The following is a 14,705-nucleotide window of genomic DNA, read 5'->3' as shown; positions in this document are numbered from 1 at the left end:
ATGCAGAAGCTCAAAGTGATGACAGTCGTTGGAACAAGACCAGAAATTATAAGACTCTCAGCTGTTATCAACAAGTTGGAACAGTCCAATGCAATAGAACATATTATTGTCCATACAGGGCAAAATTACGACTATGAGTTAAACGAAGTATTCTTTAAAGAGTTCCATTTAAGAAAACCGGACTATTTCTTAGATGCTGCCACAGGTGGTGCCATTGAAACGATTGGGAATATATTAATAAAAATTGACCCTGTTATGGAAGAAGTTCAACCTGATGCTGTGTTGGTCTTAGGGGATACGAATAGCTGCTTATGTGCCATCGCAGCAAAGAGAAGGCAAATCCCAATCTTCCATATGGAAGCCGGAAAYAGATGTTTTGACCAAAGGGTYCCGGAAGAAACMAAYMGAAAAATTGTAGACCATATCGCAGATGTTAATCTAACTTACAGTGATATTGCAAGAGAATATTTACTAAGAGAGGGACTACCAGCAGATCGAATAATCAAAACGGGAAGCCCGATGTTTGAGGTTCTTCATTCAAGAAAATCGGATATTGAGAATTCCGATGTGTTAGAGAGACTGGCATTGAATGAGGGACAATACTTTGTAGTGTCAGCACACAGGGAAGAGAATATTAGCTCAGAAACGAACTTTTTAAACCTGGTGGAGAGTTTAAACGAGATTGCTGAAAAATATCAGTTGCCTATCATCATAAGTACTCATCCTAGAACAAGAAATATGATTGAGGCCAAGGGCATCAAGTTTAATCCGTTAGTGAAAACAATGAAACCCTTGGGGTTCAATGACTATAATAAGCTTCAAATTCATGCAAAAGTTGTTCTCAGTGACAGTGGAACAATAAGTGAAGAGTCATCGATTCTCGGATTTAGAGCACTTAATATTAGGCAAGCTCATGAGCGTCCTGAAGCAATGGAAGAGGCTTCGGTAATGATGGTTGGACTCAATAAAATGCGGATTTTGCAGGGATTAGAAGTGTTGGAAACTCAAGAAGCAGAGACATTAAGACGTGTGACGGATTATAGCATGCATAACGTTTCAGATAAAATATTAAGGATTATATTGTCTTATACGGATTACGTCGATAGAGTTGTTTGGGGGCGCAATTAGTGAAAGTATTACAAATCAACTCTGTCTGTGGAGTTGGGAGTACCGGTAGGATAGCTACAGATATCCATAAAATGCTTGTTGAGCAGGGGCATGAGAGTTATATTGCTTATGGTAGAGGCCAGGCGAAAAACTGTGATCAAACCATTAAAATAGGATCGAAATTCGACAACTATGCCCATGTAGCCTTGACTAGGATTTATGATAAGCATGGGTTTGGCTCGAAGAAAGCTACTAAGGAATTTATAAATAAGGTTGAAGAGTTAGACCCGGATGTGATTCATTTACATAATATTCATGGATACTATATCAATGTTGAAATATTGTTCGATTATTTAAACAAAGCTAATAAGCCAGTTATTTGGACCTTACATGATTGTTGGGCATTTACAGGCCATTGTGCTTATTTTGATTATGTGGGATGTGATAAATGGAAAACCAATTGCTTTGAATGTCCTGAGAAAAACTCATACCCAAGCAGTAAATTTATTGATAATTCATATAATAATTTTTCTATAAAAAAAGATATCTTTACTGGTATTAAGAATTTAACGATAGTAACACCATCAATTTGGTTAGCAGGTATAGTAAAAGAATCTATAGTAGGCGAATATCCTATTGCAGTTATTAATAATGGCATAGACTTGGGAGTTTTTCAACCAACAGAGAGCAATTTTAGAACAAAACATAATCTTGAAAATATATATATTATATTAGGTGTCGCAAGTATTTGGGATAGAAGAAAGGGATTAAAATATTTTGTTGAGTTATCAAAAAAACTGGAAAATAACGAAAAAATAGTTTTGGTGGGATTAACAGAAAAACAAATTGCTCAACTGCCTGACAATATAATTGGTATAACACGAACTAATAATATTAAAGAACTTGTGGAGATATACTCAACTGTAGATGTTTTTATTAATCCTACATTAGAAGACAATTTCCCCACAACCAATCTAGAGGCATTAGCATGTGGTACTCCTGTCGTTACTTTTGCCACGGGCGGAAGTGTCGAAAGTATAGACGAAAGTTGTGGTTTTATAGTAGAAAAAGGGAATTTGGACATTCTTATTGAGAGAGTAAGAGAAATAAAAACTTATGGCAAGTCTAAATATTCAATACAAGCGATAAACCGAGCAAAACAATTTTATAATGATAAAGACAGGTATATTGAATATGTAGAAACTTACAATAATAATATATAAAACTTTTCAACTATATATTAGGAGTTATTAACTTAAATGAAAATAGAAAACTCAATGATCTTCAAATTGTTTGTAATAGCGATAATATTTACTCTTATTACGCTTTCACCAATTAATACTTACACAAATATGATTAGTGCAATAGGAGTATTATTAGTATCAATATATTTGTTATTTAAAAGCAGAAAAAACATACTGTTTACAATAATGTTTATGTTCATACTCTATGTTAATTATAGTTTTACTATGGGTGAATATATTGTTGGTGGGGAATTAAGTGTTCCGTTTTATGAAGTTAAAACCCAAGAAATTTATGGACTTACGATAAGAATAATTTTATTGTTTATGACCGTTATAACCGTATTATATAATGGGAAATCTATTGAATTAAGTAAGATTAAATTAGAACCCAAAGACAATCTTATAGTATTTTATTTAATAATTTCAGCGTTAGTTTTTTCTTTAATTACTGGAGTTGATAGAGGGGATTTTAATTCTTATTCCGTTAGAATTTCACCTATTTTTGAATATTCAAAATTGCTATTTCTATTTGCATATTATTTTTCGGGAAAATCGAAAATTAGAATAACTATATTCACTCTATTAATTGGAATATTTATTTTGCAAGATTTGTATTATGGAGGAAGGATTACTTCTTTACAACTAATGATTCTCTTTTCTATAACGTTATTGGTTAATAAATTATCCTTTAAGAAAATATTCATTTTTGCAGCAATAGGAATACTATTAAATAGCATAGTCGCTGCATATAGAGATAGTTATTCTTTAACACATGTCAACCTAAAGCAATTAATTGGTAATTTGTTTAACAATTATTTAGTCTTTGATACTGCGACATTTGCTTATTATGCTTCTGCTACTCATGTTGCTGCTTCAGAAATCGCCAACATAAGTACAAGATTCAATTCATTTTATGAATTTTTCAAATCAATTTTAATAGGTTCAGACTCAATAGCTTCGGATGTAACAACTTTTGTTTCCATAAAATATTTTTATAATATGGGTGGAGGACTAATACCAACTCATTTTTACTTTTGGTTTGGATGGTTTGGGGTTTTAATTATATCTTTTATTGTAGTAACTTTACTAAATAACTTGAATTTTGGTAGAAGTGAATTCCAAAAGATATTAGTTTATTCTATAATTTTCAATGTGCCAAGATGGTATCTTTATTCACCAAATCAACTTTTTAAAGGCGCTTTGTTTTTTGTAACAATTTTGTGGATAATATTTTGGATTACCAATTCAATTACAACAAAAATAAAAAGTAAAGCAGTTAATTTATAAAGTAAGTGAGGTTAATATGAAGATAAGTATTATAATTCCGGTTTATAATGCAGAAAGATATCTAAATAAGTGTTTAGAGAGTGTTATAAACCAGACGTATAAAAAATTGGAAATTATTGTAGTTAATGATGGTTCTGTAGATAACAGCGAAAAAATATGCAATGAGTATGCATTAAAAGATAAAAGAATAATAGTAATACATAAAAGTAATGAGGGAGTCTCAGAAGCAAGAAATACAGGTATTAATATTGCTACAGGAGCTTACTTTTACTTGCTTGACTCCGATGATTTCATTAGCTCGGAAACTATTGATATATTTATAAAACGAGCAAAAAGAACAAAGGCCGATATTCTGACAGGTAAATTGATCAGTGTGGATGAGAATGGAGTTGTTGATTCAACTTTTACTTTTGATAAAGATAGAATTGAGAAAAAAAACTTAATGGACTCTAAGGAGAAATTTATATATTTCTTTGGTAAAAGTTTCGGTGCTTGTGCTGGTAATAAACTTTATAGAACTGAGTATGTTAAATCACTAGATATAAAGTTCGAGAAAAATATATATTATGGTGAAGATTTTCTTTTTAATCTCAAACTATACGTGAATTATCCGAATATTGAATTGATTAATGATGATACATACTATTACTATAAAAATAGTTCATCGATTTCAAATTCCTATAAAAAAGGATTGGCGGATAGATACATAGATTTAGTAACAAGTTTTTATAATTATACAGAGAAGATGAATAAAGTTAAAGAGAACCAGGACCTTATCTCTTATAATTCATTTACTGCCATTGATAATACTTGTTTAAACTGCTTCGGATTTTCAAAATATACATTAAGTGGAATAAAAAGTGAAATAAAAAAGTTTAAAAAATCAAAAATTATAGGTGAAGGAATAAAAAATCTAGCTTTAGGAAGATACTTGAAAGAGGTTCCAAGAAAAGATTGGAGATACTTTTCTAGAATATTCTCGATTTTATATACTTTAAATTTAATAGATTTAGCTGCATTAATACAAATCCTTAGATTCAGGTATAAAGCAAAAAAAAGAATTATAGAAATTATAATCACGACGATCGCGAAAATGCTTCGTCCTTTTCTTGATGAACTGCGCGGAAGACTCGCGTTTGTATTTCTCCCACCTTACAATCCTAAACTAAATATAGTAATGGGGCTTTGGAAGTGGTTGGAATTGGATGTCATCAACAATGTTTTTTTCAAAAGTCAATGAGATTTAAAAGAACGTCATTTTTTCATTGAACAGATTAAAAGAGCCCATGATTATCATAGAGCACCTTCAAAAGTGGCTCGATAAGGGACAAACTCCTGTTCGTTGCCCTGTTGATTGATAAGAAATATAGCTAAAAGTTCCTGAAGATGCAAGTGATGCCTGATGTGAAAGGAACCACACTTGTCAGTTTCACATGGAAGTAAATTAGAGCTTTTTGAAAGAGTTTATGAGAGTAAGGTGGGAAAATGAAAAAAAAAATCTTGTTTGTATCCAATCACCTGGGAGCTGGGGGGATTGAGAAAAGTTTACTATCGTTATTAAAGAATATTGATTACGAAAAATATGAGGTTCATCTTCTTCTCTTTGAGAATGAGGGAGTATTTCTAAATGAAATTCCACCACATGTAAAGTTACTAACTCCGCTACTTCCGAACTCTGTTATATCACTGACAAAAAAGGATTTGATCTTTAATAAATGTAGGCTAGCCATTATCCGCGTTGCAAGACTTACTGGGGCAATTTTAGGAAGGTTATTTCCAAACTTTAAATGGAAAATTTATTGGACATTCTTCAAAAAAGTCCTGTTTCATGCAAACGAGAGGTATGATGTTGCGATTAGTTACGCTGATGTATTTTGTAATTACTTTGTTATAGATAAGGTGAAAGCAAATAACAAAATACTCTATAATCATTTTAATTATGAAGCTGGTTTTAAGACGGGGATTTTTCAACCAAATATGGATTATTATTATTTTAAAACTGCACATAACATTGTTACTGTAGGGAAAGAAAGCTACAACTCATTGTGTAGAACATTTCCTGATATATCCGAAAAAATACATATAATTGAAAATATAATATCTCCTTCAGAAATTCAAAGGAAGTCACTTGAAGAGGGTTATACTGATGATTTTAAGGGAACGAGAATTGCTACTGTCAGCCGTCTTGCACCGGAAAAAGGAATACTTTTGGCAGTAAATGCATGTGAGTTACTTATAAGACAGGGATACAATATAAGGTGGTATATTGTTGGAGATGGGCATATTCGCACTGAGATAGAAAGGGAGATAAGCCATCGAGGGCTTGAGGATTATTTTATACTATTAGGCACCAAGGTAAATCCCTATCCTTTTATGCTTAATTGTGATGTATATGTGCAACCATCATTAACTGAATCGAATGGTATGACGGTCACTGAAGCCAAGATTCTTTATCGACCTATAGTTGTTACTGATATACCTGCTTTCAAGGAGCAGATAACCAATAGGGAAACAGGAATTGTTGTATCTATTAACGCTGGAGATATAGCTGAAGGAGTTAAGAAGCTTCTGGAATCAAAAGAGTTAAGAGACAGGTTATCGCAATCGCTTAAGCATGAGGATTTAGATAATAGTAACCAAGTAAATAAATTATATAGACTTATGGATAACAGGAGGTAATTATTATTAATTCAATATTTTGGAATATTGCATATAGAATAGCAAAGTTGTTACCTACCTCAGATGGTAGTTGGTATAATACTCTCTCAAAGAGGACAAGAGGAATAATTGCTTCAAAGCGTCTTAAATATGTTGGGAAAAATATCAATATAGAAAAAGGAGCAATTTATTCCACAGAAGTGTCACTAGGGAACGATTCAGGTATAGGTATAAACTGTCTAATCACTGGTGAAGTTGAAATTGGAAATAATGTAATGATGGGACCAGAAGTTATTGTTTTCACTACCAATCATAGGCATGACAGAGTTGATATACCTATGATAGAACAGGGTTTTGAAGCTATGCGTCCCGTCGTAATAGGTAACGATGTTTGGATTGGACAACGAGTAATCATTTTGCCTGGTGTTACTATAGGTGACGGTTGCATTATTGGTGCCGGTGCAGTGGTGTCAAAGGATGTGGATTCATATTCAGTATTTGTGGGTAATCCCGGTCGTGTGGTTAAAAAAAGGATTCTGTAAACTGATAAATAGAATAAGTCAACAAAGTGATCAGAACAAGTTGGTTTGTTAGTGATTACGACAAGTCATTGTAAAATTAATTATCAATATAATAATGACAGTAAGGAGAACCGTTAATCATGAGTTATAAAATATCAATTTTAATGCCTACATATAACGATGAATTATATATACAGAAAAGTATTAAATCGATTATTGAACAAACATATAAAAATTGGGAACTAATTGTTATTAACGACGGTTCAACGGATAGTACAGAGAATAAAATAAGAGAATTTAAAAATGGAGAAATTAAGTACATTTATCAAGAGAATAGTGATCAATTAAACGCACTTCAAAATGGAAGTACATTAATAACAGGCGACATTGTAATGCTTCTTCATTCAGATGATTTACTAAATAATGCAAACTCATTAGTAGATATTATCAAGGAATTTGAAAACAATCCTAACATAGATGGTCTATATGCTGATCTAATCACGATAGATGCGAGCTCTAGTGTGACAGGTACAATTAAAACAGCTGAGTTTAAGAAAAATGATTTGCTTAAGCGGATTTTTTGGACAAGAGGATCTAATTTGATTGGAGATATCTTTGCGGTAAAAAAGGTGGTATATGACAAAAATATAATACCTAATTATATACGAGATAATACAATATATTACCTCGCTACACCGTTACTTAATTTAAAAAAAGTTGATTCTTGGTATAAGTATAGAGTATTTAATGAGAATTATATAAATTCAGATGTTGGTAAATTCGTGGTTTATAACGGCACTCAACGAACGATTTATAAACATTTTTTTGAAAAAACGTTTTCATTGTATCCTCTAATATTAAATCCTTTTATTCACAAAGTAATCAATAGGTTTGGTTTACATAAAATGTATAAACTCAAGAGTGAGATCAATTCCAATTGGCCTTTTTTGAAAAAGTATTATAGCTTATGGTTAAGTGATATGGTGAGTCAAGAACATTCAGATTTAGCAAAAAAGCAATTGACTAAGACAATTGATTCAATAAATAAAAGAATGAGTTCCAAAAAAAACAACTGTCTAGAAATCAAGTATAGTCAGGAACAGCATTATTTTGGTAAAGATGCACGTAACTTTTATAAAGACTATAAAAGTGCTCAATTAAATTTATTTTATAAAAAAATACTGGAGGAAAATTATAATTATATATTAGTCCATGACATGGAATCAAAGAAAGCAGTAGAAGTAGCTATAAATTTCTATGGATTTTATTACGAGGTTGTTTATGAGTAGATTTTTAAAAAAAAGTAATTTTCAACAGGCAGTTAAAATATTATTCATATTTGACAATATTGCAAAAGTATTATCGTTTTTAAGAAACATTATTATCACAACTCAATTTGGATTATCTAAAATTACGGACTCTTTTAACTTTGCAACTACTATAATTACAACACCTATAAACTTAATATCAGATGCTATTTTGGCTGGAGTTATTCCCTTTTTAAATGAACGCAAAACAGATCAACAAAAAGTGAATTTCATTTATAGTGTAGCATTATTAAATATAATTTTGTTAATGATTAGTTCAATATTATTTTATTTTTTTTATGATTTCATCATTAAGTTACTAGCTCCTGGATTTTCAGATAAGGAAATTAAGTATGTATATGAATTTAGCATTGTTCTCTTAATATCAGCGCATTTTCAGTTATTTATGAAAGCTATGGAAGGATATTTTCGGGCAGAAAAAATTTTTGGAGTCAGCAACATAATTAATTTTATTTCGGCTGTTGTTTCACTTGTAACGTTATGGCTATTTATAGAAAAACAATTTATCTTTATAGTTCTGAGCCAATTAATAGGAATATTGATAGGATTCATTTTTTTTCTTTTAGTCATTCCCAAAAAGGTTACTGGCCTAGATAAAGAAGTTATAAAGTTAATATGGTTTTCATTACCACTTATACTTGGTGGTGGGATGGGAGTAATAAATAATTTTGTTGATAAGGGATTTGCTTCTAACTTAAATCCTGGGGATATTTCAGCATTAACATATTCTTTTTTAATCATAACTCTCGTGGGTAGCACTGTCACATCCCCAGTTGCAGGAGCAGCATATTCTTTTATTTCAACCCTAATTGCAGAGAATAAGTTAGAAGCTGTTCAAGAAAAAGTTAAAAAGTTTTCGAATATTTTATTGGTGATATTTATACTTATTTTGATACTTTTGCAAAATTTCGGTCTTTACGGTTTGAATTTAGTATTTTTGAGAGGACAGATGACAGAAGAGAACGTAAAGTTGATTTTTGAATTGATGCTTATTTATTTTCCTATTAACCTTTACACAGGAGCGGGAGGATTAATAATACAAATATTTTATTCTTTCAAGAAAACAGTCATACCCACAATAGTTAGTTTAACTTTTATAATAATGAATATTATACTTAATTTCTTATTTGTTGGAAAATACGGTGTTTACACACTCGCGACAACAACTTTGCTGACGTCCATCTTTTCAACTATAGCATTAAATATTTTTTTGAAAAGAAAGTACTCTATTAGTATATTAAGTAAGGCTAATTTGATGATCGGACTATTAACTATATTCTCAAACATAATATGTCTAGTATACGAGCAAACCGTTTTTATGAATCTTATAAATGTATTAATAATCTTTTTATTGATAAAGAATAGGTTTATAAATTTTTCCTTTTTAAGGAGACTACATAAAGGTGAGTGATTTAATTGAATATACTACTTGTATCAGCGGACAATTCTAAAAGTATTAAGGTTGGTGGAAAACATATTCATCAAGAGTTGCTTGAAAAAGCATGGAATGAAAATGGACATTATACTGAAGTTGTCTATCCGAAAGTCCTTAAAGGTTTCGAGTTTCAAAAACAAAGAATTAAATATAAGTTATTAAGAACTATTAAATTGGAAAGTAAATCTGGTGTCTTTATCAGAATTGTAGAAAATAAGATAAACGAAATGACTAAATTGGTTACACAGACTCTTTCTCTAAGAACTTTTGATTATATATCTGCACAGGATGTTATGGCAGCTGTAGCGTGTAAACGAGCACTAGTTAAAGCTAATAAAAACATACCTATATATTTAACATTGCATGGGTATTTTGCTAGAGAAGCAATAAATTACGGTTATTTTTCTAAAGATCAGGAAAATCAGGTTTTTGAGTATTCTATTAATTTAGAAAAACAAGCAGTAACAAATGTAAGTGGTGTAGTAACAGTAGACACTAGATTAAAAAATTATGTTTTAGAATATTTCAATTATAATAAAAAGATGGAAGTTATTTATAATTCTATTGATGACCAAAGATTCCATCCTGTGAACGAACAATTGAAAAGCAAATTAAGAAATAAATGGGGAATAGATGAGAAGAAAAAGATGCTATTAGTAGCAAGGAGATTAGTGAAAAAAAATGGTGTAATATTTTCCGTTAAATCATTACAGCAGCTTGTAAATAATGGAGTGAAAAATACGTATTTGGTTATCGTAGGAGATGGACCAGAAAAACAGTATATAGAAAAATATGTTAAAAGCAACAATTTGGATGAATATGTTAGATTTATTGGTGCTGTAGAGCATGCACATATAGATGAATTTTATAAAATGACTGATATTTTATTAATGCCTTCAATTAAATCAGATGATGTAGAAGAAGCAACTTCGTTAAGTATGCTTGAAGGAATGGTTTGTGGGAAAATAGTGATTGCCAGCGCAATAGGAGGAATGAAAGAAGTTATTAAAGACTATGAAAATGGATTATTGGTTCAAGAACAAGATCCAGAAGAGTTGGCAAAAAAAATATCAGAGATGTTAATGTCAAATGAATTGCGACAAGATATATCCACCGAAGCACATAGGTATGCAAAAGAACACCATGGCTATGTAAAGCATGGAGAAAAGTTTGTGGATTTTTATCAATCTGAATCAATTTCATAATTCCAAAGCCTTACTGGGTCAAAAGTTTTAGAACATAAAAAGGAGTGCCTCCCCAAATTTCAATGTGTTTAGTATCCCTACCAGACACTGAAGAGAAGAGAAATGAGCATCTTCAAATATTCAACAAGAAAGTCTGTTTCCCATGCAAAATATCGGGAATTTCACGTAAAGACACCTACGATTATCTCTTTGAGACCTTAGATAATAATCCATTCTTACGCGTTGTATCCGAGAAAGCTTTCTAAGAGCATCGACTCAGCTCAATTATGTTCTTTTGTTACATTGTTACGAGCTCCAACAGGACATGATCCCAGTTGTAGCTAGAGATCGCCAACTAGAAAAGAAGAATGAGGATACGGATTGGATAGCAGCTGAGATTCCAAGAGAAAAGTTTGGTTGCAAACCCAAAGGTGATCGTGAAAAATGATGGGAAGATGTCTATCTCCTTGCCGGGAGGGTTAGCCGAAAGGCAGTCTGAACTGATAGTTTCGCTTTTGCTTACGGATGCTAGATATGATTTAACACCTATGGTTTAGCAATCTAAGGCTATGGGTTCGAGAGCACACATTGATATCAAACGTCGCATTTAATAACAGGATGCATACATGGACAAATATTTTTGTCCAATCTGTAAAGTAGGTTATTCATATCTGTTTGACATTTTTGAATCAAAATACGAAACCTTAAAGTACATTCTTCAAAAGCATTACAAATAGTCAACACTGCGAAGAGGAGCAGGTAGGCGGTGGCGTTGGAGGGGGAAGTCACAGGAGCAGGTAAACGGATTGCTCTTTCAAATGAAAAATGAACCGACAACCCATAGCCAACCGACGGAAAGTATCAATGATTTCAGTGCCACATACTATGTTGAACTAGAACGCTAAGCAGAGCTTCGAGCAAAATGAAAAAACGAATTTTGAACAGGCAGTCTTTGTCTTTTTAATGAGAATCTAATCCCAGATACATCCATAATTAGAGAGAATAGAATGAACAGCTAAAATACAGAACTAAGAATTCTTATTTTGTGTTGTATGTTTAACTAAAGTTAATTGCCGAAAATTAATAGAACTTTGAAACATGTAAAATAATTATAATAACTCGGATGTAAAAGATGTCTTTCATTGTCCATATTTGTTCACTTTATTGTTTTAAAAAATATTACAATGAAAATTTAGTCACTCCAACATGGTACATGTGTATTATAGATTAGATAAATACTTCTATGTTGTCTGAATTAACTAAATAAAATCAAAAAAAATGGGTTAGTTCATATTAATGGAACGGTAAACCTAAAATGATACGTCTTTGTATCCTCCTATCCCATTTACGGAAATAACACAAAAGTTTCTTTTCCTTAGGATGATGTTGAAGATTTTTCTATTTCACCTTACCAAGATAAAGAAAAAGCAGAATAACTCGTGTGTACCATACCTACCACACTTTATATGGTAGTACTATGCTAGGGGATTGACGGTTTCATCAAGGATGTCCTGCGGGTAAAGGAAGGCCAATTTATTAGTCTGACGTTTTGAAGATGGGATAAGTAGGATTGTAGAATTTTTAAAACCTTTAAAAATAGTAGGTTTAAATATTATGCCGTTATGGACTGAATCAGCTCTAAGCCCTGTACACACTCCCATAATTTTGTTACCATACCATTAAACAAAACAACCGCATAACCACACGATAAAGGCAAAACCATTGAAAAGTGGTGACGCAAAGCTATAGGGGCTTATCTTTTAAAAGACTGCCAGCCAGCTACCGAATATCGTGCCTCCCGCGTGGTTTATGTGGAAACATGGAGGTTATTATTATGTTCATGCGCGCAAACGTTGTACGTGAATGGCATCAGCTCTGTATGGGATTCAATGAATTGCTGTGGGAAGATTGCTTAGATGAGAAAAAGCGCATGGAGATTTATTTGAGAATTGTTTATCACAAAAATAAACTAGCGGCTGTCTCATGAACTAGCACGAATGGCGTCGTTGACAGATCTGAAAACGCTATATCCGCAAGCTGACGCCCCGTCATTATGAAGCGTCAGCTTTTTTTATTTTAAAATCTAAAAAGGAGATTCATATGCAATCATTGCTTCTTTAGTGGCTCATATGAAACCAAAACAATGAAAAAAACGAACAAAAAACTAATGATTATCGCAGGTGCTCTCGTTGTTATCGGTATTGTCATTTATGGAAGCATGAGTCTCTATTCGAAGTTAAATCAGGTAGATGAACTGAATGGGCGTCTTGAAGAAACTGCAGATAGTAATGCAGGACAAGAGTCGCCGAATATTACGGAACAGCCAGATGAACAACCTTCTAATCAGGCAGCTCAGACTTCAGAACCTGATGCTACTCCATCACAAGAGCCTGATCTAGTTCCAACGACGCAGCCAGATGAAGTCCTTAAACCTAGTCCGAGCGCAACTTTGCCGCCAGATGAAGCGTCTAATAATGTAGACAAGGGACAAAAGCCGGATAAGGGATCTACAAACTCCGAAAATAAGTCCCAGAAGAAAAAAGAGATTGATGCATCGGTTACAGCAAAGCTGGAAAAACTGAAATCTTCGTGTCAAGCAACCAGCAATAGCTTGGTTAAGCAGATTGCGAAAGAGCTTAGCGGGGATGAAGAAGCTACACTTGCTACTATTCAAAGTAAATACCTGAATAAGGTATTTTCTGCGGAAGCCGATTGTGATGCCAGGTTCAATCAATTAATAAGCAATGCCAAGAGCGAGTATAAAGCAGCTGATCTAGGTGAGCAAAGCTTTCCGGATTGGAGCGCGCAATACGAGAGTGCGAAGGCTGGTGCTAGAGCCAATGCGCTTGCAATAATTGCAAACTCGCTAAACAAGTAAGCTTTACTATTCTGAGGAGGCTCTATGAAAAAGTCACGTATTCTATCTATTTTTCTAGTTGTAATGATGTTGTCATCCGTACTTGCAACCGCTGCATCCGCAGCAACCGAAACGATTAAGACAAAGACACAGCCCATTAAGCTGCAATTTGATGGACAAGCGCTTAAACTGCCCGATGGACAATATTCATTTATTTATCAAGGAAGTACATATGTACCGATTCGTTATATTTCTTACGCGCTGCTAAAAACAGTAAATTGGGATGGTGCGAAAGCGACGATCTCCGAGCCAACAGAGAAAGAGCTTGCTGCGCTGAAGAAACAATTGCAGAGTGCCGCTACGGGCAGCCAGAAGCCGCAAACGAGCGTTACAATTGCGATACAGCCAGTTAATGCAACTCTTGTGTTTAATGGAAAGATGAAGGCATTGCCGACTGGTCAATCCCTCTATGCCTATAAAGGCTCGATCTATGTGCCCATTCGTTTCTTGTCAGAATCAGTAGGCACGCAGATTAGCTACGATCCGGTGACGAAAACAGTTAGCGGTGAGTCAGCAGCATATCGAGCTGAGCAAGGTGGCGGCGGAGTCGTTCTTCCAGGCACGGGTGGCGGAACTGGAGGCTCTGGTGGTACAGGCGGTACGGGTAATGCCGGCGGTGGTGGCGTACCAGTTAAACCGACGTATGAACAAATTACGGCAGAAGCAGAGAACAAGCTTGCTGCGCTGAAAGAAAGCTGCAAGGTAACTCTTATGGATATTGGATTGCAGTATGTAGGGGCAACGGATAAGACGGTTCAAGCTCAGCTTAAAGCTAAAGGACTTCAAGAAGTAGACAATTGCTCTGCAAAGTTTGAAGTTATCATGACAGATACGAAAGCTAAGCTGACGACGAATGGGTATAGCACAGACGTTCTTGCTTCCTACAGAGAAGCCTTTAACAAAGAGCTTGAAGCAGGAAGAGCTATTGCAGAGGGTTTGATGTAGCATTGCTTCTATACGGATATAGTTTTAATTAGCCTAAAAGAACAGAAAAGAGGCAGTAGCGAAGTCTAATTGACTTCTC

General features: G+C 33.4%; 11 protein-coding genes, 1 pseudogene and 1 riboswitch. All 12 genes and pseudogenes read left to right on the top strand.

The window, feature by feature from the left end; all coding sequences use genetic code 11:
* The 12 genes and pseudogenes from wecB to AC1DPK_RS16135 all read left to right on the top strand — a co-directional run bounded on the left by wecB (position 1) and on the right by AC1DPK_RS16135 (position 14,626).
* The gene (gene wecB, locus AC1DPK_RS16190; RefSeq protein ID WP_477510972.1) at positions 1-1,128 is read left to right on the top strand and encodes a non-hydrolyzing UDP-N-acetylglucosamine 2-epimerase; all 1,128 of its coding nucleotides are present in this window, start codon (positions 1-3) and stop codon (positions 1,126-1,128) included.
* Positions 1,128-2,330, top strand: coding sequence for a glycosyltransferase (locus tag AC1DPK_RS16185; protein ID WP_477510971.1), 1,203 nt, complete (start codon positions 1,128-1,130; stop codon positions 2,328-2,330). The genes wecB and AC1DPK_RS16185 overlap by 1 nt, the downstream gene beginning before the upstream one ends.
* Positions 2,331-2,366: 36 nt before the next feature.
* Positions 2,367-3,638 (top strand): O-antigen polymerase, encoded by a 1,272-nt coding sequence (locus AC1DPK_RS16180; RefSeq protein ID WP_477510970.1) that lies wholly within the window; start codon positions 2,367-2,369, stop codon positions 3,636-3,638.
* 16 nt (positions 3,639-3,654) lie between these two features.
* Positions 3,655-4,878, top strand: a complete 1,224-nt coding sequence (locus AC1DPK_RS16175) for a glycosyltransferase family 2 protein (RefSeq protein WP_477510969.1) — start codon at positions 3,655-3,657, stop codon at positions 4,876-4,878.
* Between the two features lie 245 nt (positions 4,879-5,123).
* Positions 5,124-6,317, top strand: coding sequence for a glycosyltransferase (locus AC1DPK_RS16170; RefSeq protein WP_477510968.1), 1,194 nt, complete (start codon positions 5,124-5,126; stop codon positions 6,315-6,317).
* Positions 6,318-6,673: 356 nt separating this feature from the next.
* A pseudogene (locus AC1DPK_RS16165) lies at positions 6,674-6,829 on the top strand (DapH/DapD/GlmU-related protein); the annotation flags it as partial.
* Positions 6,830-6,957: 128 nt separating this feature from the next.
* Complete coding sequence (locus AC1DPK_RS16160) at positions 6,958-8,106, top strand: glycosyltransferase family 2 protein (RefSeq protein WP_477510967.1); 1,149 nt, start codon at positions 6,958-6,960, stop codon at positions 8,104-8,106.
* Positions 8,099-9,556 (top strand): lipid II flippase MurJ, encoded by a 1,458-nt coding sequence (locus tag AC1DPK_RS16155; protein WP_477510966.1) that lies wholly within the window; start codon positions 8,099-8,101, stop codon positions 9,554-9,556. The genes AC1DPK_RS16160 and AC1DPK_RS16155 overlap by 8 nt, the downstream gene beginning before the upstream one ends.
* A gap of 5 nt (positions 9,557-9,561) precedes the next feature.
* Positions 9,562-10,785, top strand: coding sequence for a glycosyltransferase family 4 protein (locus tag AC1DPK_RS16150; protein ID WP_477510965.1), 1,224 nt, complete (start codon positions 9,562-9,564; stop codon positions 10,783-10,785).
* Between the two features lie 1,681 nt (positions 10,786-12,466).
* A riboswitch (cyclic di-GMP riboswitch) is annotated at positions 12,467-12,551 on the top strand.
* A 47-nt stretch (positions 12,552-12,598) separates the two neighbouring features.
* Complete coding sequence (locus AC1DPK_RS16145) at positions 12,599-12,751, top strand: hypothetical protein (RefSeq protein ID WP_430055687.1); 153 nt, start codon at positions 12,599-12,601, stop codon at positions 12,749-12,751.
* 156 nt (positions 12,752-12,907) lie between these two features.
* Positions 12,908-13,642 (top strand): hypothetical protein, encoded by a 735-nt coding sequence (locus AC1DPK_RS16140; RefSeq protein WP_477510964.1) that lies wholly within the window; start codon positions 12,908-12,910, stop codon positions 13,640-13,642.
* A gap of 24 nt (positions 13,643-13,666) precedes the next feature.
* Positions 13,667-14,626 (top strand): copper amine oxidase N-terminal domain-containing protein, encoded by a 960-nt coding sequence (locus AC1DPK_RS16135; protein ID WP_477510963.1) that lies wholly within the window; start codon positions 13,667-13,669, stop codon positions 14,624-14,626.
* Positions 14,627-14,705: the final 79 nt, after the last annotated feature.

It is taken from the genome of Paenibacillus sp. 01T424, assembly GCF_056398745.1.
Note: the sequence above shows the minus strand (reverse complement) of the source record. Positions and strands in the feature narration are given on the sequence as shown.